Below are 20694 nucleotides of genomic sequence, written 5' to 3' on the forward strand. Positions count from 1 at the left end.
GACCCGGGCTACTCCCCCGAGTTGGCGTCGGAGAACAGCCCCTCCCTGACGTCGTCCGCGACGCCGGCGAGGTGCGCCTGTCCGAACACCGCGACGAGCAACGCGCCCACCGAGTTGTACGTGAGGTCGGCCACGGTGTCGTCGAGCCCGTGTTGCGCGAGCGGCATGTCGATCCCGGTCTCGTCGGCGACGATGTCGAGTCCGAACTCGAACAGCTCCCAGAAGACGCCGAACCCGAGCACCACCACGAAGATGAAGGCGAACGCGAATCGGGCGGGGATCCGGATCTCGTCGCTGTGGAGGTCGACGGCGCGGATCGCGGTGTAGCCCGCGCCGGCGACGAGCGACGCCGACAGCGCGTGCGTGAGGTGGTCCCACCAGCCGATCTGCGCGTAGAACCCCGCCGACCCGAGGGTGTGGAGGAACACCGCTGCCGTGATCCACACGCCGAGCCACGGGTCCAGCGGGATGTCGTAGTTCCGTTCGAGGATCGCCGGGATGAGCGTGACGAGGAGTCCGATCGTCCCGTTCGTTACCGCCTTCGTCCCGCCGCCCGGCAACCCCAGGCTCCCGCCGACGAGCCCGTAGACGACGATCCCGACGAGGAGCACCTGCATCGCCCGCGTGAGCCGTCGCTGCGTCCGCATCGAGGGGCGGGGGAGGATCCTCATCGGCGCACCACCCGCCGGATGGCGCGTCCCAGACGCCGCCCCCGGCGTCTGAAGTACGCGTCGAAGAGGATCCCGGCGGCGAGTCCGGCCAGCGTCACGTAGATCCACTCCATCATCAGCGCGTCGTTCGTCGTCAGGTAGTTCGTTCCGAGCAGCCGATCGGCGTTCCATCGCAGGATCGTCCACGCGCCCGCCGTCGCCAGCGTCGTTAGCGTGACGAGCGCGACGGCGAACCAGTGGGTCACTTGGAGCGACGTGAACATGTGGAACTCGACGATGAGGACGAGCGCCAGGGCGGCGAGCGCGAGGTACGTCGCGAAGACGCCGAGCTCGCCGCCGAACAGCGCTCGCACGAGCGCCGGCAGCAGCGCGAGCCCGAGCAGTTCGGCCGGGAGCAACACCTTCCAGTCCCGCGCCGAGACGGCGGGGGCCGCGACGACCGCGACGAGGCCGACGACGAACACGAGCGACAGCAGGTCGGCGTCGAGGAGGCTCTCGACGAACACCCCGGCGAGCACCGCGACCATCGCCCACACGACGACCGCGTTGGTGCGGCCGTTTCGGAGGAGCCGAACTAACCGGTCCTCGACGGTCTCGTCGCCCGCCCCTCCGTCGCGTTGCGTTCCGTCCATACGGGGCCTCAACGCCGAGGGCACTAATAGGGGTTGCTCCGTCCGACGGACGGCCCGAGACCGGACGGGCCGAACGGACGCCCTTTTACCCGCTACGCCCGTCCGATCGGTATGAACTGCCGGCGGTGTGGCACCCCGATCGAGAAGCCGGGGGACTACTGTCTCACCTGTAACACCGCCAACGCCGACGCCGTCGTCGCCGAGTTCGAGAGCGACCGCGCGCACCTGACGATACTCGACGAGGACGCGGTCGTCGGCCAGACGACGGTCACCACGCGCCCGGAGGCGGGCGAGCGGCTGAGCGAGGTCCAACTCCGGAACTTCGCCGGCCGCGTCGCGGACGAAATCCGCCGGAAGCGCCCCGAGACCGTCTACGCCGCCGGCGAGCGTGAACCCCTCCGCGAGACGCGCGCGCAGCTCCACCACGAGTTCTACCGCGTCCCGGACGGCGGCGCGGGGGGTCGCCGAGAGGGCGCTGACGACGACAGCGACGACGACCGCGAGGACGTGAGCCCGGTCGTCGCGTGGGTCCTCGACCGGCGGGGCGACCGCTCGCTGGCGGTGGTCGAGACGCCGCCGAGGGAGAAGATCGGGGGGTCCCACTCGACGCTGATCGGCGACCGCAAGGGCCGGAAGGCCGTCCAGACCGTCGCGGAACACCCGCACGTCAAGAAGATCGTGCCGGGTCCCATCGACGCCGGCGGAACCGGGTCGCGGACGGGCCTCCGCGCGAAGGCGACGCGCGCCGGGACCAACGGGAACGTCCGACTCCTCCTGCGGGACGGCTCCAGCGTTCAGGAGAACCGGATCGTCACCACGGCGATGGACCGCGAGACCGGCGAGCGCGTCCGAGAAGACCTCAACGAGGCGCTCCGCGACGCGGAGCTTCAGGACCCGTAGCCGGGGTCGCCGCGGCGACCGAGTCCCGACCGGCGTGTCCACATCCGTCCGTCGATGTCCCGATCTCCGGCGTACGGGCCGGAACCGACCGCTACCGACCGCCTCTCTGTCGCGAGGTTTTTCACGAAACCGGGCGTTGCGAGCGACGTGAGTACCCTCGTCACGCTCGGCGCGGGCGTCGTCTTCGGACTGGCGCTCGCGGCCCCGCCCGGCCCGATGAACGCGGTGATCGCCGAGGAGTCGGTCCTCCGCGGCCGCGTCGCCGGGGTCAGGGCCGGACTCGGGGCCGCCACCGCCGACGCGATCTTCTTCGTCCTCGCGTACGTCGGCGTCGTCGCGGTCGTGGAGTCGTTCCCGCTGGTACAGGGCCTCATGGTCGCGGTCGGCGGCGTCCTGATGCTGTACTTCGCCGTCGGCGCGGCGCAGGGGGCCCGGGAGTCCTTCCGCCCGACGGAGGGCGAGGAACCGATCGTCGCGGAGGGAAAGGGGTTCCGCAAGGCGCTGGTGCTCGCCCTGACGAACCCGTATCAGGTGCTGTTCTGGCTGACCATCGGCGTCGGCCTCCTCCGGCCCGGCGAACTCGACGTCCTCTCGCGGCTGCCGGTCGTCGGCGCGGACCTCGCCGGGACGCTCGTCGTCGCCACCGGGTCGCCCGCGCTCATCGTCGGCTTCTTCCTCGGCGTGTTGCTCTGGGTCACCGGGTTCCCGACCGGACTCGTCGCCGCTGAGCGCCGGATCGAGGCGTTCGCGCCGGTCGTCGCGGTCGGCTCGGCCGTCGTGCTCGCCGGGTTCGGCGTCTACTTCCTCTACGACGCGGCGACGACGCTCTCGGCGCTGGCCGTCTGAGCGGAGGGTGGGCGGGAGGGGACCGACGCCCGCGTCCGGCGACCGACATGGACAACGGCTTTGCCCCGTCGGCGCGACCGTCCCGTATGTTCGAGAAGACGACGTGGATCAAGCTCCCGCGGAACGTCCTCGTGGGACACGACGTCCTCAACGACCTCGGAGAGGCGGTCGGCGACCTCTATCTCACGGGTCGACCGCTGATCGTGACCAGTCCGACGCCGAACGAAATCGCCGGCGACCGGGTGCGCGCGCAGTTCGACGACCCCGCGACCGCCGTCGTCGAGGAGGCCTCCTTCGCCGCCGTCGAGGAGCTGAAAGAGACCGCGGAGGCGGTCGACCCCGGCTACCTGATCGCCTTGGGCGGCGGGAAGCCGATCGACATCGCGAAGATGGCCGCCGACCACCTCGACGTCGGCTTCGTCTCCGTCCCGACGGTCGCCTCCCACGACGGCATCGTCTCCGGGCGCTCGTCGATCCCCGAGGGCGACACGCGCCACTCGGTCGCCGCCGACCCGCCGCTCGCGGTCGTCGCGGACACGACGCTGATCGCGGACGCGCCGTGGCGGCTCACCACCGCGGGCTGTGCGGACATCATCTCCAACTACACCGCCGTGAAGGACTGGCGGCTCGCCCGCCGGCTCCGGAACGTCGAGTACAGCGAGTACGCGGGCGCGCTCTCGGAGATGACCGCGGAGCTGCTCGTCGAGAACGCCGACATGATCCGGCCGGGGTTAGAGGAGTCGGCGTGGGTGGTAGTGAAGGCGCTCGTCTCCTCGGGCGTCGCGATGTCCATCGCCGGCTCCTCGCGGCCCGCCTCCGGCGCGGAACACCTCATATCCCACCAGCTCGACCGGATCGCGCCCGGAAAGGCGCTCCACGGCCACCAGGTCGGCGTCGCGTCGATCATGACCGAGTACCTCCACAGCGGCGAGAACGGCCGGTGGAACGCCATCCGCGACGCGCTCGCCGAGCTCGACGCGCCGACGACCGCGGCCGGACTCGGGATCGACGACGCGGAGCTGATCGCCGCCCTGACGAGCGCCCACGAGATCCGCGACCGGTACACCATCCTCCAGGGCGGGATCAACGAGGAGGCGGCGATCGAGGTCGCGACCGCGACGGGCGTCATCGACGGCTGAATCGCCTCCCGGTCGCCGCGGGCGAGACGGTCCCGGCGGACGCCGGATTCCGGCGACGGGGACCGACCTCGAAAGGCCAATAACGCTGCCGAGAGTACGTCCGATATGTCCACCGTCAGCGTCCGCGACAGGGCCGCAGAACACCCCACCGCGATAACCGTCCTCCTCACCGTCGTCGGCTACGGGGCCGTCGGCGGCGTGTTCCTCGTCCCCGAGTTCCAAGCGCTGTTCCCGACGCTCACGCGGGGGACCGTCGACCTCCTCGCGCACGCCATCGCCGCCGTCAACACCGTCACCGTGATCTCCCTCTCGCTCGGCTGGTACTGGATCCGCAACGACGAGGTGAAGAAACACGCCGCGGCGATGACGACGTCGTTCGTCCTCATCCTCGTGTTCCTCGGCATGTACCTCCCGAAGGTCGCGGGCGGCGGCACCAAGGAGTTCGTGCTGGACTCGTCGTACGCGTGGGTCCCGCTGTGGGACTGGGTGTACCCGGCGTACCTGGTCATGCTCGCGATCCACATCGTCCTCTCCGTGGTGTCGGTGCCGGTCGTCCTCTACGCCATCGTCCTCGGGCTCACCCACTCGGAGCGGGAACTGCGGAACGAGACACCCCACCGCCGCGTCGGCCGGATCGCCGCGAGCGCGTGGATCCTCTCGCTCGCGCTCGGGGTCGTCACGTACCTCCTGTTGAACCACCTGTACGACTCGACGTTCGCCGCCGCCGAGGCCGCGACGGTCCTCCTGCCCGCCGTTCCGGTCTGACGGCCGAGGGAGTTCTTCTCGCGTGCCGCGGGGCGGTCCCGGCCGCCCCCGCCGACACCGCAACGCTTGACCCGCGGGCGAGACACTCGTACCCATGACCGACTGGATCGGCGAGACGTTCACGAGCGACGCGGGTTGGAACCACCTCCTCGACTTGGTCGACCTCGACGACCGAATGGCCGGCTCGGCGGGCGAGCGCGAGGCGCTGGAGCTGACGCGGGACGCGTTCGCCGCCGCCGGGGCGCGGAACGCCGAGATCGAGGAGTTCGAGATCCAGGGCTGGGAGCGCGGCGACAGCGCGGTCCGGGACGCGGCGACCGGCGACCCGGTCGCGGTCGGCCCGAACGCCTGTATCGCGCTGCCGCGGAGCCCGAGCGCCGAGGCGACGGGGGAGTTCGTCGACCTCGCGCACGGCGTCCCAGAGGACTTCGAGGCCGACCTGACGGGGAAGGTCGTGATGGTCTCGTCGGACACCCCCGACTCCGTCGACCGGTTCATCCACCGCCGCGAGAAGTACTACCGCGCCGTCGACGCGGGCGCGGCCGCCTTCGTCTTCGCCAACCACGTCGAGGGGACGCTCCCGCCGACCGGAAGCGTCGGGACCGCGGACGACCCCGTCGGCGACATCCCCGCCGTCGGCGTCTCGAAGGAGACGGGCGCGCGGCTCGCACGCCGGAACGAGGGCGACGAGCTGACCGTCGCGGTCGACTGCGAGACCCCCGCGGCGACGAGCGGGAATGCCGTCGCCGAACTCGGGCCCGACACCGACGAGCACCTGATCGTCTCCTCGCACGTCGACGCCCACGACCTCGCGGAGGGCGCGATGGACAACGGCGCGGGCACGGCGACGATAGTCGAGGTCGCGCGGGCGCTCGCGGCCCGGGAAGACGAGCTCGACCTGAAGGTCCGGTTCGCCGCGTTCGGGGCCGAGGAGGTCGGCCTCGTCGGCTCGTCGGCGGCCGCCGAGGCGGCCGACCGGGAGGCGGTCCGCGCCGTCGTCAACGTCGACAGCAACGTGTTCGGCCGGACGCTGCGGGTCGACCACCACGACTTCGACGCGCTCGCGGACGCCGCGGAGCGGGTGAGCGACCGCTTCGATCACGCGATTTCGACCGGCGGAGAGCTGGTCCCCCACAGCGACCACTGGCCGTTCGTGAAGCGGGGGATCCCGGGGTACATGATCTCGGGCGAGACCGAGGGCCGCGGCCGCGGCTGGGGACACACCCACGCCGACACGCTCGACAAGCTGGAGTCGCGGAACCTCAGGGAGCAGGCGATCCTCCTGACGGAACTCGTCGTCGACCTCGCCGACGCCGACGCGTCGATCCCGCGCCGCGACACGGGCGAGATCGCCGCGGCGCTCGAAGACGAGGGGAAGGCGACCGGGATGAAGCTCACCGGCGACTGGACGTTTTAGCGACCGAAGCGCGGAGGGCGGCGATCCGAGGGGGCGGGTCGAGAGGGCGGGCAGCCGACGGGGTCGAACGCCGACCTCGTCAGGCGACGACGAACTGGTTCCAGATCCCTTCGATGACGAAGAACAGCGCGTAGTACGACGACCACACCAGCACGACGAGCGAGGCGGCGATAGAGCTTTTCGGAGCCTCAATATCCATGTCGTTGCGCGCCTCGACGTTCCGGGCCTCGAGCTCGAAGAGGTCCGCGATGAACATCGCGAGCACGAGCACCGAGAGGATCGTCCCGCTGACGGGCGAATCGAGGATGAACAGGAAACACAGGAGAACGAGTCCGACGTTGGTGAACACGTGGGGGTCGTACGCCTCCACGCTGTCGGCGTCCTGTCCCTGTTCGACGTGCCGCCTGTGTGCGAGGTGCCGCGTCGCGAGGTTCGCGACGGTCATCACGAAGATCGCGTACGGCAGCACCGGCCCGACGGCCGACAGCCAGCCGAGGGGAACGAGGAACTGCAGTGGGTCCATATCCACCACTTCCGTTCACGACGTATTAGAGTGTTTCCGATCGCCGCGCCCGCGGGACGGGAACGGTCGCCGCAAGGCCGGACCGGACCGCGTCGGCGCTCACCCGGTCTCAGCGGTCGGCGAGAGGAGATCGACGGTCGCCGCGGTCTCGACGCGGACCGGTCGGTGCGGCTCGACGGTCCCGCGACGCGTCCCGTCGACGACCAGCGCGACCGGCTCTTCGCCGCGCTCGACGGTGACGCGGACGCCGTCCGTCACGACCCACGTGTCGGGGCGGGTGGTGAACGGCGAGACGGGGACGACGGAGAGACCGCTCCCCGGCGACACCACCGGCCCGCCGGCCGCGGCCGCGTACCCGTCGCTGCCGAGCGGCGTGGCGACCGCGGCCCCGTCCGCGCGCACCGAGACCGACTCGCCGTCGGGGAACGCGAGCCCGTACTCCGAGATCCGCGCGGGCGTCGCCGTCACGAACGCGACGTCCGCCGCCGCGAGGCGACGCCGACCGTCCCCCGCGCCCTCGACCGCGAGAACCGGGTGGCCGACGCGCTCGAATCCCCCGATTGCGCCCTCGGATCCCTCAAGACCGTCGACGACGGCGTCGAGTCGGTCGGCCGCGAGGGCCGCGTCGACGGCGTGACGGCCGTCACCGACCGGGAGGATCGGGACCGGAGGCGCGTCCCCGCTCGCGACCGCTCGCGCCGCGTCCCGCAGCGCGGTCGCTCCGACGGCGACGATCGCGTCGCTCTCGGGGAGGTCGACGAGGCGTGCGTCGGCGGCGGTCGCCGCCGTTCGCATCGCCGCCGCCGGCTCGCCGTCGCCGAGAACCGCGAGGCGGCGCGTCGGCTCACTCATGCGCGGTGGTGGGGCGAGCGGAGGTGAAAAGCTCCCGGTTCGTCGGCGGTCGCCGAGTCCGGGACGGACCCTCCGGAGGAACGGGAAGGAAGACGAGCGGTCGTGTGTTCAGTTCGCGGCCGCGTCGTCGTCGTTGAGGGAGGCGCGGAGCTGCCGGCTGACCGGGATCAGCACCCAGAACGTCAGCATACCGAGGATCATCAGCCAGAAGAACATGTCGCCCGCGAGCAGTCCGATCTCACCGTACGCCGTGTTCACGCCTTCCGCCGGGTTCACGAGCTGAACCACCTCGTAGTACGACGGCGTCCGGTACCAGCCGCCGAAGGTGATCCACCCGAGACCGCCGATCGCGAACAGGGCGAAGCCCTTCATGAACTCGTCTGCCATTATCTCACGTTTCGTTGGCGTCGTCTTGAGACTTTCCCATCCCTTGTCCGCGGAACCGGGTTCCGAGGACGTACACGGCGGTTCCGAGGACGATGAACCCCACGCCGGTGATCGCCAGAATCGCCACGAGCACGTCCTCCGGCGGCAGGATCCCGGCGCTGTCGAGCAGGTAGACGATGGTCGTTCGGATGAAGCTGATCTGGAGCGTCGCGGCGTCGATGAGCGTGAACCCGACGAAGTAGGTCACCACCGCGGCGAGCGTCGAGAAGACGGTCACCGCCTTGTACAGCCTGAACGGGACGACGATCTCGCGGCCGCTCGGTCCCTGCCGCGGACCGGTCGGCTCGTTGCGCGGGTCGGCGTCGTCGTCGCCGGCGATCGGATCGCCGGTCTCGTCGAACGCCTGCGTGGAGTCGCCGTCTGTTGAGGATGACATTGGTGACGCGGAGCGGCGGAAAGCGGGTGGGTGGCGGTCGGAACTGCGGTGCGAGCGGGAGTGGTGTGCGGTTCTCGGCCGTTACTTCGGCGGCCGGAGCATGTAGTACCGGCGGTTGAGGTCGTACATGTACCCCTCGCGCATCGTCTTCAGCACGGCGTAGGTAACGACGCCGCCGGCCACCGGGAGCATGAACACGAGCGAGAACAGCAGCTCGAGCTGGACCGGGAAGAAGTTCTGGATGGCGAGCACGGCCAGCGTGATCGCCAGGATGACGCCGGCGACGCCGAGCGCGGCCCAGCCCGGCTCCTCGACGGGCCGCCGGGCGTTCCCCTTGTTGAGGAAGGGAACGAGCGTGATGACGCCGAAGATGGCCCCGTGGGCGATGAGCCCGAGCAGCTCGTTGGACATGACGATGTTCCCGCCGAGCACCGCGAGGTCGGGGTTGATCGGGTCGAGCTTCAGCAGGCCGAACGACCAGTAGAGGTACCAGTCGGGCAGGATGATCGCCGGCGTCGAGCCGGGGTTGGCCGGATCCCCGAAGTGCGACGGGAGGATCGAGGCCACGAGCAGGATGATCCCGAGGAAGAACGACGTGATCGCGAGGTTCCGGATCGTCTCGTGGGGCCACGTCGGGAAGCCGAGCACGTCGCGCTCGACGTACGTCGACTCCGTGCGCAGGTCCTCGTCCTCGCGCCGGGAGCGCTCGAAGTACTGGTAGGTGAGCTGTGCGAGCCCCTGGCTGCGTTCCTTGCGCTCGGACCAGGTCGGTGTCTCGTCGTCCGGCGGGACCGTCGCCGGCGGCCCGCCGTCGGTGCGCGCCGCCTCGTCGGTGCCGCCGTCCGTGCGCACTTGCTCGTCGGTGCGGTCGTCGGCCGTTGGGGTGGTGTCGTCGGTCATTGGATTAGTGCGGTTCCGCGATGCCCTGCACCCAGACGATGCCGACGTGGATCGCGATGAGCGCGGTGACCACGAACGGCAGCACGAACACGTGCAGGATGTACATTCTCACGAGCGTCGCCTGTCCGAGGGTGAACCCGCCGAACAGCAGCTGAGCCGCCCACTCGCCGACGAGCGGGGTCGCGAGCGCCAGTTCGACGCCGATCTGCGCCGCCCAGAAGGACAGCTGCTTCCACGGCAGGACGTACCCGGAGAACCCGAACAGCAGCGTCAGGGCGATGAGCACGACGCCGAGGATCCAGTTGACCTCGCGCGGCTCCTTGTACGCGCCGGTGAAGTAGACGCGCAGCATGTGGAGGAACACCGCCGCCACCATGAACTGCGCCGCCCAGCGGTGGATCGACCGGAGCATGAAGCCGAACTGGACGTCTTTCATGATCATCACCATCGAGTCGTACGCGGCGGTGGGGTCGCCCTGCGCGACCGCCCCCGCGGTCGACGGCGCGTAGTAGAACCCGAGCATCGCGCCCGACACCGCCGCGAGCAGGTACGCGATAATCGAAAGGGACCCGAGCGAGTACAGCGGGTACCAGTACCAGAACTTGTTGTCAAGGTCGTACTGCTCGGTGTGGCTCTTGGGCATCTGGAGGTTCGCGCGGTAGTACATCGTCTCCAACAGTTCGAGGTAGTCGACGATGCGGAGCCGCTTGTCCAGCCAGATGAGCGTGGTCAGGAACACCGTCTCGATGGCGGTGAGGTCCTGGCCCTTGAGCCACGCGTTGTGGTCCATGTCGTCTTGTTTTTTCAGACTCATTGTCGAATCACTTCTTGTAGTACGGGTACACAGCCCGTTTCAGCGTGTCCGCGAGGTTTCCGGTGTCGATGCCGTTGCCCTCCTTGTCCTCTTCCCGGACGTACAGGTCCTCCCACTTGCGCCGGCGCTTCTTCACGATCATCACGTCCGGGAGGAACTCCTTCCGGTAGAGCAGGAGGATGAACGCGAGGTCAATGAAGATGAGCGCCAGCAGCGCGCCGACGTACATGTTCCCGGCCTCCGTCGACGCCCACGCGGACATCAGCCCGTAGGTGAAAAGCGCCACGAAGACGACCTCCACGACCGTCAGGAGGACGATCGCGATCGCGGCCGCGGTGCTCTCGCGGGCCGGCTCGTAGCGGTGGATGTCACCGTACGAGGAGCCGCCGGAGCTCATCTCGCACCCCCGTGGCCCGTGTGGGCCGACTCGCCGTACTTGAGCATGTAGAACGTGAACACGAAGGTCAAACCGATACCGAGGATGGCAGAGATGCCGACCCAGTGGGCGTGGAGCGGGACGCCGACGTGGGCGATGTCCTCCGGCCACCCGGTGTTCGCGCCGCCGACCTCGACGGTCGCGATGTCCTCGCCGACGGCGATGCCGCCGTGCATGCCGGTAGCGGTGTGAGGCACGCAGTGGTAGTGGGTGATGCCGGCGTCTTCGCTCGACGTCTCATACTCGTAGGTGGTCCCCTCCTCGCCGACGGGGTCGCCGCTATCGAGGGCGGCCGGGCCGCCGTCATCGACCGTCTGGACGTTGTGTGCGCCGCCGTTGCCCGTCCACTCCCAGACGATCGTCGTCCCCTCGTCGACCCACACCAGCGTCGGGTCGAACGCGAGGCCGCTGCTGCCGGCCCCGACCGAGATGGTCACTTCGTCCTGGCCGCGGGCGTCGGTGTAGGACCCGACGTTCCCGCCCGAAGCACCGCTCGGCCAGTCGGGTTCCACTTCCTGTGCAGCCGCCGTTCCGGTCGCCCCGGCGGAGGCCGCGACGGCGGCGGTCGCGCCGCCGGCCGTCCGCACGAAGTCCCGCCTTTTCATACAGTTTCCCTCAGGACGGGGTCCGCTTAAACCCACCGACTGAAACCGCCGACGTGGAGGAGGCTTCGGGGGCTGAGACCGCCGAAATCGGCGGATTACTCGTCGCGGTCGCGGTCGCTCTTAGTGGGGGCCTCGTCGGTCACGACGCCGTCCTCGACGGGGACGAACTCGGGCCGCTCTTTGGCCTCGCGGAGCGCCCGCAGTCGGTCCCGGTACTCCTCGGAACGGAACCGGTCCGAGAGCCGCGCGTTCGCCACCATCGCGAACAGGAACCCGCCCACGAGCAGGAAGACGATGCCCATGGCCGGCGCGACGATAGTCCCGAGGTCGGCCACGGCGCTCGCGACGAGGAGGGCGACGCCGGCCAGCACCTGGATCGCGGCGACGACCTGTATCACGAGGTTGCCGAACTCGCCGGACCCCTCCGGGACGCTGTCCGGATGCGGGAGCGACCAGTCCTCGGGCGGTTCGGGCACCTCGTAGGAGTCCATCGCCGCGAGCGCGACGACGGGCTCGATGTCGCGGAGGACCGTCCCCTCGCCGCGCACCTCGCCGGTGGGGCGGATGATCGCGTACCCCTCGTCGGAGTAGACGAGGATGCGCTCCTCGCCGTCCTCGCGGACGCGCTCTAAGACCCCGAACACGTCTCGGGTCGCGATCCGGGACTTCAGCTCGGCGTCGACGCGGTCGAGGAGTCGCTCGCCCGTGATCCACGTGTCGGGGTCGAAGGCGGCGTCCCACTCCTCCGCGCTCATCTTCGCCATGTCCGACGGACCGAAGTCGTCGAAGTCGTACTCCGACTCGACGCGCTCGCGGAGCGCCTCGATGTCGGTCTCGTCCTCGGAAGCGCCGCCGGAGCCGGCCGGGCGGGACCCGTCGGTCTCGGCCTCCGCGTCCGGGCCTCCCGAACCGTCGGACGCCGAGTCTGCCGGCTCCTCCGGCGGCGACTCCGACTCCGACCGCGTCGAGGTGTCCTCCATCGTATCGCGGTACGTGCTCCTGACGCTAACTGTTTTCGTCCGCGCCCGGGCGACGGGACCGACCCGCCGGCCGCGGATCGCGGGGCTTTACGCGCCGGAGCGCATAGCCGCTCGCATGGTCGAAGAGTCGGTCATCGCGGCGCTGGCCGGGGCCTCCGTGACGTCGAGTCTCCCCTTCCTCCTGTACGGCGCTTGGATCATGATCGACGCCGAGACGGTGTCGTGGAACGTGCTGATGCGGCACCTGCGGTACATCGTCGCCGGGCTCCTGCTCACGACCGTCCCCCTGGTCGGGTGGATGCTCCCGCGCATCCTCGACCAGCTGACGGGGATGGCGATCCTCCACGCCTTCTTCGGCGTTCAGGCGTACGCCCTGCTTGCGTTCGCGCTGACCGGTATCGTCCGGATCTTCCAGGCCAAGCGGAACGCCGACGCGTACGAGGACCCCGACGTCGACATCGGCGAGATCCACGAGGACATGGGTCACTGGCGGAAGCGGCTCCGGGCCGGCGTCGCGGGCTTCATGCTGCTGTGGCTGTGCGCGTGGGTGACCGGGATCTACCGGCTTCTCACGCTCCACTTCGGCTCGCTGTTCTGACCGCTCGGCGGCCGGCCGGCGTCGCGAGGCGTTCCGGGGACCGACAGCTTCAATCCGGGTTTGCTCTTAACAGGGGGTATCGTGGCAGTCACCTTCGATCTGTTCGGGACCCTCGTCGACGTCGAGTACCCGTCGGACCCGGCGGAAGCGGTCGCGCGCGAACTGGAGTCACGCGACGTGGCGGTCCCCGACGACTGGCACGTCGCGTACGGCGAGCGACACGTCGAGGCACCGGCCGGCGCGGAGGTCCCCCTCCCCGCGCACGTCGCCCGCGCGCTCGACTCCCGCGGCGTCGACGTGACGGAGAACGCCGCCAGACACGCCGTGATCGCGGCGTTCGACCCCGACGTGACCCGGCGCGACGGCGCGCTGGAGGCGGTCCGCGGCGCGGCCGAGCGCGGTCCGGTGGGGCTGCTCTCGAACTGCGCCGTGCCCGAACTCGTCCCGCGGACGCTGATCCGCGCGAGGCTCCGCGGCGAGTTCGACGCGGTCACGACGAGCGTCGGCTGCGGCTGGCGCAAGCCCCACCCCTCCGCGTTCGAGGCCGCGGCCGAGGCGCTCGGAACCTCGACGACCGGGCTCGTCCACGTCGGCGACGACGCCGAGACCGACGGCGGGATCGTCGCCGCCGGCGGGCGCTTCGTCGACGTGACGGAGACGCCGCTGTCGGCGGTCGTCGCGGAGTTGGAAGCGGAGCAGTAGATGGTATCGAAGCGGTAGGATCGATCGTCCGGGCCGGCCGGACTCAGTCGAACCCGGCGTCCGCGAGCCGTGCGCGCCACGCCTCGTCGACCCGGCCCTCGCCGACGAGCTTCTCGACGTGCGCGGCGACCGTCGCCAGCGCGAGGTCGCGCACGCCGGAGAGGTCCTTCTCGTACGCGCCGTCGACGACCGCGTCGAGGTCGGCCGCGCCGGCGTCGATCGCGGCGACCACGTCGCGCTCGCGGGCGCGACGGTGTTCGATCAGGCGGTCGCACGTCGCCGCCGGATCGTCTATCGCCGGACCGTGTCCCGGGAGGAGGCGGTCGTAGCCGGCGTCGCGCACGCGTTCGAGGCTCGCGAGGTACGCGGCCAGGTCCCCCTCGGGCGCGGCGACCGCGACGCTCCCCTCGGCGACCGCGAGGTCGCCGCAGCACAGCGCGGAGCGTCCCGATCCGCCCGCCGGAGGTTCGGATCCCGCCCCCGGCTCGCCGGCCGCGAACGCGACGTGATCGGGCGCGTGCCCCGGGGTGTCGACGACGCGGACGCCGGTGTCGGCGACCGTCTCGCCGGGCGCAACCGTCTCGTCGGGGTCGACCCCGGTCGCCGCGGCGAACCGGTCGACGCGGCCCTCGCGGGCGACGACGGTCGCCCCCGTCGCCGCGGCGTACTCGGCGACCGCGCCGACGTGGTCCGGGTGCGTGTGAGTGACCGCGATCGCCTCGACGGCGGGGGCGACCGCGTCGGCCGCCCCGCGCTCCGCGACCGCCTCGTCGAGGGCGTCGGTCCGGGCCGCCGGGTCGACGAGCAGGCCGTCGAGGAGGTAGGCGTTCGTGGTCCCCCCCGACGCGCGCGTGTCGACCGGGACCTCGACGCGGGTGACCGCGGGGGAGCCGCCGGCCGTGTCGGATCCCGGTTCGTCGTCGCCCGCGTCCGACCCGCGTCCGTCGTCGCCCGCCATCGGTCAGTCCCCGCGGCCGAGCGACGACCGGACGGCCGGTCCCGGCCCGGAGCCGGGGCGGTCGCGGCCGGGGATCGGCACGTCGGTGTCGCCGGCGACCGCGTACGCCGCGAGGTCGACGATCCCGGGGTCGACCGCGCCGACGTCGGCGACCGAGTCGTACGGGCGACCGACGACGACGTCGCCGGCCGTGCTCCGGTTGATCCCGGGGATGGCCGTCAGTTCGTCCATCGAGGCCGCGTTGACGTCGAGCGGGTACGGGACGCCCGTCACGGAGCGGTAGCCGTGGTCGGTGATCGCCACGTCGACGGTGGTCCCCAGTTCGCGCTCGCCCGGGACCGCGACGAGGAGCGCGTAGGTCCCGAGCTGTCGCCCGAACGTCTTGCCGTCCTGATGGTACTCGAGGTGGAGGTCCGGCAGGACCGTCCCCGGCGGGACGACGCGGTCGAGCATCGGGTTGTCGATGGTCTCGCGCACCTCGCGTTTGTACGCCTGGAACTGGTCTTTGTGCTCCTGAGCGATCTCCGCGCCCGTCTCGGCCATCTCGGTCCCGGCGAACGCCATCACCTGTCGGATGTTGATCCGCCGGAGCATCAGACCCTCGTCGTACACCGTCTGGAGGAAGCGCTTGTTGTGCTCGTACGTCTCCGGGCGCTCGCCCGTCAGGCCGTGGACGAGGTTGATCCCGGGGAGCAGCTTCGGCAGCCGCGGCGAGGCGTCGGGACCGGTCGAGGGGCCCGTCACGCGGTCGGGGTCGCCGGGGGTCGTCTCCGGGGCGTCGCCCGGCCGCCAGCCACCCTCCTCGTTGACGACGCGGACGGCCTCTAGACACTCCTCGGCGGTGACGAGCAGGTTGTTCTCCTCTTGGACGACCGGGTCGGCCGACTCCAGCCCGAACGCCGCCGTGTCGCCGGGCGTGTTGTGCTCGGCGATGACCCGGATCGCCTCCCGGGACGCCTCCGGGTAGTCCGTGATCGTCACAGGGTTCATGTTGTCGAGGTGGAGGGTTCGGAGGTCCGGCGCGACCTCGCGGATCCCCCCGTACAGCTCCCGTAAGGCGTCGGGGTTCGGAGCCTCGCCGTCGCCGCCGTACGCGAGGATGTCGGCCTGCCGGCCGAGCCGGAAGTGCGCGACCCCGCGGTCCGAGAGCGCGTCGACCTCGCCGACGACGGAGCCGGGCGCGCGGAACGCCGGGTCGCCGTACAGCGGCTCCGTACAGAACGAACACCGATACGCGCACCCGCGGGAGGTCTCCAGCTCGCAGATGAGGTAGTCCGGGTGGTTCGGGTGCTGCTCGACGACGAACGCCCCCTTCCGGGCCCACCGGTCGACCTCCTCGTTGGTCCGCATCCGGTTGCCGTACCCCTCTAACCCCTCGCGGACGAGGTCGTGGGCCGCGGCCTCGACGTCGCCCATCGCGACGAAGTCGTAATCGAGGTCGTCCCGTTGCGTCTCCTGTGCGCCCGCGTTCTCCTCGCCGACGCCGAACCGCACCGGCCCGCCGAGCAGCGTCACGCCGTCGGCGGTCCAGCCGAGTTCGCGCACCTCGTCCGGCTCCGCGGGGGTGCCGCCGACGTACTTCCCGGGCACCGTCATCCCGCCGACGTACACCATGAGGTCGGCGTCCGCCACGTCGGCGTGTTTCGAGCGGTCGTCGCGCAGTTCGTCGATGGTGTGGTAGGTGATCCGCGACTCGGGGACGCCGGCGTCGACGAGCGCGCCCGCCGTGTACCGGGGGTACGTCGAGAGGTACGGCGGGACGCCGAAGTGGGCCGGCTCGTCGACGTAGCCGTCGACGATGGTGACGGAGAGGTCGGCCGGGTCGGGCGGGAGGGAGCCGCGGCCGGCCGCCGAGGAATCGGTCATGTTACCCGGAGTAGGCGGCCGAGACGGGAAAAGCGTGCGGAAGGTCCGTCGTGGCCAGGACGTGACCACCGGGAAACGACCGGCGACCGCCGACCGATTTATTAGCGTCATCCGCGTGTGAGGAAATATGTCCCTCCACGACGAGCCCCTCCTCACGCCCCGCCGCGCGACGCTTCTCACGTACGCCTTCCTCGGCCTGTTCGCCCTGCTGAGCGCCGGCAGCCTCGTCGGTTCCGGGACTCCCCCGTGGGGGGTGGTCGCCGGGTCGGCGGTCCTCGCCGCCCTCGCTGCGGGACCGATCGCGTGGCTCGCTCGCGACCGGATCCCGGCACCTCGGCGCGAGACGCTCGGACGGATCCTCCTCATCGTCAGTCTCCCCGCGTTCGCGCTGGTCGTCGGCGTCTTCGCCGTCGCGGGCGGCGGGTCGCTCCTGTCGGTGACTGACGCGGTCGTCGTGGGCGTCGTCTGCGGCGGCGCGGTCGCCCTGTTGGCCGAACGGACCCTCGTCCCGGAGCGGTACCGGGCCGAGCGAGCGTAACTCGTGGGCACCGGACGGGAGACGACCGAGGAGAGGGGGGGCCGGCACTCGCGTCGCCGCCGCCACGCCGTTTAAGCCCTCGCCGACACTACGGCTCGACATGCCATCGACGATGGAGGTCAAGTGCGAGAGCGACGACTGCGAACTCGACATGTTCGAGAACCACTACACGTACGACGTGCCCGACGACCACGCCGTCGAGGACCTCTCGTGCCCGTACTGCGGCGGGAGCGACCTCGTCGAAATCGAGGTGTGAGCCGTGGGCGGACTCGTCGAGACGGGTCGGTCCGCGCTCCGTAGCGCCCTCGAACGCGTCGGCCGCGGGTGGGGGAAGGTACAGGAGCGCCGCCCCCTCTCGTACGACCTCCTCGAGAGCGACGACGCGTACCTCGTGGTCTTCGACGCCCCCGGCGTCCGCGGCGAGGACGTCGACGTCACCTTCCTCGATCACACCGTCGAGGTGAGCCTCGAACGCTTCCGGGACTTCTACGACGGCTACGACCTCGTGTTCCCCGGCCGCGGCGTCTCGCTGTCGAGCAGCGTCGACCTCCCCCGCGACGCCGACGTGACCCCCGAGGGCGCGAACGCGACGCTCACGCGCAACGGCACGCTTCACGTCGAGATCCCCAAGCGAGAGGGGTCGGGCGACGTCGACGTCGTCGAAGAGGACGACTGACGCCGCCCGTTTTCGGGCGATCTATCCGTTCTCCGTCCGCTCTGACAGCGACATCCCCTCCGCGATCTCGAACTCCTCGTCGCCGTCGAACCGCGCCGGGTCGAACGCGCCGATCCACGGCGAGTCCGGCGCGTCGAACGCGGTCCCGTCGAGCGACGCCGACACCCCCTCGGCGACGATCTCGCCGACCGCGGGCGCTCGCATGAACCCGTGTCCCTGCCAGCCGGCGGCGACGAACAGCGCGGGGTCGGTTTTCCCGGTCGCGCCGACCGGACCGAGAAGGGGGTCGCCGTCGGGCGTCGCGGTACAGAGCCCGGCCCACGCCCGGGAGGCGTCCGGGTCGAAGTCCCCGCCGGCCGCCGCGCCGTCGAGGCGCTCGCGGAGGACGGTCGCGACGTCCGCGCGGAACCAGTCGTCGGCCTCGCGCCGGTAGTCGTCGGGGTCGGCCGGAACCGGCTCCGTGCCGTCGCCGGCGAGCAGGCCGTCCGGGTGCGGGCGGAGGTACGCGTCCGCGGTGGCGTCGTAGACCATGGGCCCGTCGTAAGCGTCGGCGGCGACGAGCGCCTGAACGCGGTACGGGACGACCGGGACCGAGACGCCGGCGTCCGCGAGCAGCGACCGGGTGTGCGCCCCGGCGGCGACGACGACCGCGTCGAACGCGCGCGTCTCGGCCCCGGAACCGCCGTCCTCCTCCCCCTCGCCGATCGATAGCTCCCGGCCCGACTCGGTCCGCGGGCCGAGCGCGACCGGAGTCTCCGTCTCGATCGCGACCCCCTCGCGGGCGGCCCGGTCGGCGAGCGCGCGGACGTAGCTCGGCGGGTCCGTCCAGCCGGCCCCCTCGGCGACCGCCGCGACCGCGAGGTCGTCGGTGCGCAGGGAAGGGAAGCGCTCGCCGAGCGCGTCGGGGTCGACGACGGAGACCTCGCGGCCGTGGCCGCGCATGCGCTCGACCATCGCCGGGACCGCGTCGGCGTCGGCGTCGCCCTCGCGCACGGCGATCACGTACGGGCAGGGGGTAAACGAGAACCCGGGGAGCGTTCGGTCGAACGCGCGGAACCGTTCCAGCGCGCGAGCGCCGACCGCGGCCTCGACGTCCTCGGCGTAGGCGTCGTAGAGGAGGCCCGCCGCGCGCCCCGAACTGCCGCCCGCCAACTCTCCGCGCTCGTAGAGCGTCACGTCTGCGCCGCGCGCCGCGAGGTCGTGGGCCGCGGTGACGCCGACCGCGCCGCCGCCGACGACCGCGACCGTCGGCGCGGGTTCGGCTCGCTCGTTCATGACTCGGCCGACGACGCGGCCGACCGAAAAGACACCGGGACGACGCGGCCGACCGAAAAGACACCGGGACGACGCGGCCGGCGAATCGAATCGTTGCGGGGGCGCGTGCCTACGAGGTCGCCCCGCGACCGAGTAGCACGCGCGAGGGAGTCGGTGGTCCGGAGCGAAGCGGAGGACCACCGACGAGGCTGGGGAGGCGTGAGGTTGCGGTTGCGGTGTTGCGGGGTGGGACTCGAAGGGGCAGTCGCGAGGCGGACGCAGGCGACGGCAGGACCGCAGCGAGTGAGCGAAGCGAACGAGCGAGGACCGCCCCGAGCGTGCGTCCGCCTCGCGACTGGGGCTTCGGCGGTCGTGTCCACGGAAGTAACTGCCTCGTATCGAGCGGCTGGATTTTCGGCGGTCACCACGTAGACGACAAAAATCCGGACAGCAACCGAGTACGGCCGGTGACATGTATGTCCCCGCCCACGTTATACGGGAGGAACCCCACGTAACGGACATGAACCAACTCGTGAACGGCGAGTGGCGGACGGACACCTACGAGACGACGAACGAGGAGGGGGCGTTCGAGCGCGGCGAGACGACCTTCCGGAACTGGATCGCCGGCAGCGACGTGCCCGACCACGTCGACGCCGAGCCGGACGAGCGCTTCCAGCCGGAGGCCGGCCGGTATCACCTGTACGTCTCGTACGCCTGCCCGTGGGCGCACCGCACGCTGCTCGCGCGGTCCCTCCTGGGCCTCGAAGACGCCATCAGCGTCTCGGTCGTCGACCCGTGGCGCGGCGAGGACGGCTGGCAGTTCAGCCCCGAGAAGGACGGCTGTACCCCCGACCACCTCCACGACAGCGACTACCTCCGCGAACTGTACGTCGAAGCGGATCCGGACGCCACCTGCCGGGTGACCGTCCCCGTGCTGTGGGACAAAGAGGAGGACACCGTCGTCAACAACGAGTCCCGCGAGATCCTGCGGATGCTGTCGACCGCGTTCGCGGATCTGGGCAACGGCGCGTCGCTCCTGCCGGACGAGGACGACGACGCGACCGTCGCGGACGTCGACGAGGTCATCACTGACATCTACGAGCCGATCAACAACGGCGTCTACCGCGCCGGCTTCGCCACCTCGCAGTCGGCCTACGACGAGGCGATCGACGACCTCTTCGACGCGCTCGACCGCTACGACGACCGGCTCGCGGACCAGCGGTACCTCGTCGGCGACTCGCTGACCGAGGCGGACATCTGTATGTTCACCACGCTGATCCGCTTCGATCAGGTGTACCACACGCACTTCATGTGCAACCGGCAGTTCATCCACCAGTACGAGGACCTCTGGCCGTACCTCCGCGACCTCTACCAGACGGAGGGCGTGGCGGAGACGGTGAACATGGACCACATCAAAGAGCACTACTACACCACGCATCCGGACGTGACGCCGACCGGGATCATCGCGCGCGGTCCCGACCTCGACTTCGAGGCAGAGCACGACCGCGACCGGCTCGGCGGCGAGGCCCCGACGCCGGACGCCGCGGACTGAGGGAACGCGAGCCGGCCGCGTCGAGAGTTCATCTTTCGGGAGACGCTTGGGCCGGAACGGCCGGCCGATCGACCGCACGCATTGACCGACGAAAGCGGTTTATTACGTGGCGTTCAGTTCGATTTATGAACATCACCAAACAGGAGATCGGCTACGGTTTGATGATCGCTTCGCTCGTCGTCTCGCTCCTGCTTATTTTTGAAGGAGTTGGAATCGTCTGAAACGGGGCGGAATCGCTCAGTATGCG

Annotated in this window: 25 protein-coding genes; 11 read left to right on the forward strand and 14 right to left on the reverse strand. The window is 70.6% G+C overall.

The window, feature by feature from the left end; all coding sequences use genetic code 11:
* Window positions 1–8: 8 nt before the first annotated feature.
* On the reverse strand, window positions 9–671 hold the full coding sequence (locus NAF06_RS02105) for a DUF2238 domain-containing protein (RefSeq protein WP_049908582.1): 663 nt from the start codon (window positions 669–671) through the stop codon (window positions 9–11).
* A complete protein-coding gene (locus NAF06_RS02110) occupies window positions 668–1303 on the reverse strand; it encodes a hypothetical protein (RefSeq protein WP_008581657.1) in 636 nt (211 codons plus the stop codon). Before NAF06_RS02110 ends, NAF06_RS02105 begins: the two co-directional genes overlap by 4 nt.
* 111 nt (window positions 1304–1414) lie before the next feature.
* Here NAF06_RS02110 and NAF06_RS02115 point away from each other — a divergent pair, with 111 nt between their 5' ends.
* The 5 genes from NAF06_RS02115 to NAF06_RS02135 all read left to right on the forward strand — a co-directional run bounded on the left by NAF06_RS02115 (window position 1415) and on the right by NAF06_RS02135 (window position 6370).
* Window positions 1415–2203, forward strand: a complete 789-nt coding sequence (locus NAF06_RS02115; RefSeq protein WP_008581658.1) for a DUF2103 domain-containing protein — start codon at window positions 1415–1417, stop codon at window positions 2201–2203.
* Window positions 2204–2350: 147 nt separating this feature from the next.
* A complete protein-coding gene (locus tag NAF06_RS02120) occupies window positions 2351–3049 on the forward strand; it encodes a LysE family translocator (protein ID WP_008581659.1) in 699 nt (232 codons plus the stop codon).
* An 86-nt stretch (window positions 3050–3135) separates the two neighbouring features.
* A complete protein-coding gene (locus tag NAF06_RS02125) occupies window positions 3136–4188 on the forward strand; it encodes an NAD(P)-dependent glycerol-1-phosphate dehydrogenase (protein WP_008581660.1) in 1053 nt (350 codons plus the stop codon).
* A gap of 105 nt (window positions 4189–4293) precedes the next feature.
* Entirely contained in the window at window positions 4294–4953 is a 660-nt protein-coding gene (locus NAF06_RS02130; protein WP_008581661.1) for a DUF420 domain-containing protein, read from the forward strand.
* Window positions 4954–5047: 94 nt separating this feature from the next.
* A complete protein-coding gene (locus NAF06_RS02135; RefSeq protein WP_008581663.1) occupies window positions 5048–6370 on the forward strand; it encodes a M28 family peptidase in 1323 nt (440 codons plus the stop codon).
* Between the two features lie 79 nt (window positions 6371–6449).
* Here the strand turns inward: NAF06_RS02135 and NAF06_RS02140 are convergent, their stop codons facing one another.
* The 9 genes from NAF06_RS02140 to NAF06_RS02180 all read right to left on the reverse strand — a co-directional run bounded on the left by NAF06_RS02140 (window position 6450) and on the right by NAF06_RS02180 (window position 12303).
* A complete protein-coding gene (locus NAF06_RS02140; protein ID WP_008581665.1) occupies window positions 6450–6893 on the reverse strand; it encodes a DUF7313 family protein in 444 nt (147 codons plus the stop codon).
* Between the two features lie 99 nt (window positions 6894–6992).
* Entirely contained in the window at window positions 6993–7745 is a 753-nt protein-coding gene (locus NAF06_RS02145; protein ID WP_008581666.1) for an NAD(+)/NADH kinase, read from the reverse strand.
* 108 nt (window positions 7746–7853) lie between these two features.
* Entirely contained in the window at window positions 7854–8132 is a 279-nt protein-coding gene (locus NAF06_RS02150; RefSeq protein ID WP_006629741.1) for a DUF7314 family protein, read from the reverse strand.
* A 4-nt stretch (window positions 8133–8136) separates the two neighbouring features.
* Window positions 8137–8568, reverse strand: coding sequence for a DUF7315 family membrane protein (locus NAF06_RS02155; RefSeq protein WP_006629742.1), 432 nt, complete (start codon window positions 8566–8568; stop codon window positions 8137–8139).
* A gap of 81 nt (window positions 8569–8649) precedes the next feature.
* Window positions 8650–9468 carry a cytochrome b family protein gene (locus NAF06_RS02160; RefSeq protein WP_008581667.1) on the reverse strand — a complete coding sequence of 273 codons (819 nt, stop codon included), beginning with the start codon at window positions 9466–9468 and terminating at the stop codon, window positions 8650–8652.
* A 4-nt stretch (window positions 9469–9472) separates the two neighbouring features.
* Entirely contained in the window at window positions 9473–10282 is an 810-nt protein-coding gene (locus NAF06_RS02165; RefSeq protein ID WP_049908584.1) for a cytochrome b, read from the reverse strand.
* Window positions 10283–10289: 7 nt separating this feature from the next.
* Entirely contained in the window at window positions 10290–10679 is a 390-nt protein-coding gene (locus NAF06_RS02170) for a DUF7318 family protein (protein ID WP_006629745.1), read from the reverse strand.
* Window positions 10676–11323: a halocyanin domain-containing protein gene (locus NAF06_RS02175; RefSeq protein ID WP_049908586.1), complete on the reverse strand. Its 648-nt coding sequence runs from the start codon at window positions 11321–11323 to the stop codon at window positions 10676–10678. The genes NAF06_RS02170 and NAF06_RS02175 overlap by 4 nt, the downstream gene beginning before the upstream one ends.
* Window positions 11324–11418: 95 nt before the next feature.
* The gene (locus NAF06_RS02180; protein ID WP_008581671.1) at window positions 11419–12303 is read right to left on the reverse strand and encodes a DUF7319 domain-containing protein; all 885 of its coding nucleotides are present in this window, start codon (window positions 12301–12303) and stop codon (window positions 11419–11421) included.
* Window positions 12304–12418: 115 nt separating this feature from the next.
* Between NAF06_RS02180 and NAF06_RS02185 the strand changes: the two genes are divergently transcribed.
* Window positions 12419–12901 (forward strand): DUF7321 family protein, encoded by a 483-nt coding sequence (locus NAF06_RS02185; RefSeq protein WP_008581672.1) that lies wholly within the window; start codon window positions 12419–12421, stop codon window positions 12899–12901.
* An 81-nt stretch (window positions 12902–12982) separates the two neighbouring features.
* Window positions 12983–13603, forward strand: coding sequence for an HAD family hydrolase (locus NAF06_RS02190; protein ID WP_008581673.1), 621 nt, complete (start codon window positions 12983–12985; stop codon window positions 13601–13603).
* Between the two features lie 43 nt (window positions 13604–13646).
* Here NAF06_RS02190 and NAF06_RS02195 read toward each other — a convergent pair whose 3' ends face one another.
* Together NAF06_RS02195 and NAF06_RS02200 are read right to left on the reverse strand one after the other, a co-directional pair.
* Window positions 13647–14561, reverse strand: a complete 915-nt coding sequence (locus NAF06_RS02195; RefSeq protein WP_008581674.1) for an MBL fold metallo-hydrolase — start codon at window positions 14559–14561, stop codon at window positions 13647–13649.
* A 3-nt stretch (window positions 14562–14564) separates the two neighbouring features.
* Complete coding sequence (locus NAF06_RS02200) at window positions 14565–16427, reverse strand: radical SAM protein (protein WP_008581675.1); 1863 nt, start codon at window positions 16425–16427, stop codon at window positions 14565–14567.
* Window positions 16428–16554: 127 nt separating this feature from the next.
* On the opposite strand from NAF06_RS02200, the gene NAF06_RS02205 reads away from it, so the two are divergent.
* The 3 genes from NAF06_RS02205 to NAF06_RS02215 all read left to right on the forward strand — a co-directional run bounded on the left by NAF06_RS02205 (window position 16555) and on the right by NAF06_RS02215 (window position 17641).
* The gene (locus NAF06_RS02205; RefSeq protein WP_008581676.1) at window positions 16555–16965 is read left to right on the forward strand and encodes a hypothetical protein; all 411 of its coding nucleotides are present in this window, start codon (window positions 16555–16557) and stop codon (window positions 16963–16965) included.
* A gap of 100 nt (window positions 16966–17065) precedes the next feature.
* Window positions 17066–17221, forward strand: a complete 156-nt coding sequence (locus NAF06_RS02210; protein WP_008581677.1) for a DUF7559 family protein — start codon at window positions 17066–17068, stop codon at window positions 17219–17221.
* A 3-nt stretch (window positions 17222–17224) separates the two neighbouring features.
* Window positions 17225–17641 carry an Hsp20/alpha crystallin family protein gene (locus NAF06_RS02215; RefSeq protein ID WP_008581678.1) on the forward strand — a complete coding sequence of 139 codons (417 nt, stop codon included), beginning with the start codon at window positions 17225–17227 and terminating at the stop codon, window positions 17639–17641.
* Window positions 17642–17662: 21 nt separating this feature from the next.
* Here the strand turns inward: NAF06_RS02215 and NAF06_RS02220 are convergent, their stop codons facing one another.
* On the reverse strand, window positions 17663–18916 hold the full coding sequence (locus NAF06_RS02220; RefSeq protein WP_008581679.1) for an NAD(P)/FAD-dependent oxidoreductase: 1254 nt from the start codon (window positions 18914–18916) through the stop codon (window positions 17663–17665).
* Window positions 18917–19415: 499 nt separating this feature from the next.
* Here NAF06_RS02220 and NAF06_RS02225 point away from each other — a divergent pair, with 499 nt between their 5' ends.
* Window positions 19416–20447: a glutathione S-transferase family protein gene (locus NAF06_RS02225; protein WP_008581684.1), complete on the forward strand. Its 1032-nt coding sequence runs from the start codon at window positions 19416–19418 to the stop codon at window positions 20445–20447.
* Window positions 20448–20694 lie beyond the last annotated feature (247 nt).

The sequence above is a fragment of the Halorubrum hochsteinianum genome, from assembly GCF_023702125.1.
In the GTDB taxonomy this organism is placed as follows: Archaea; Halobacteriota; Halobacteria; order Halobacteriales; family Haloferacaceae; genus Halorubrum; species Halorubrum hochsteinianum.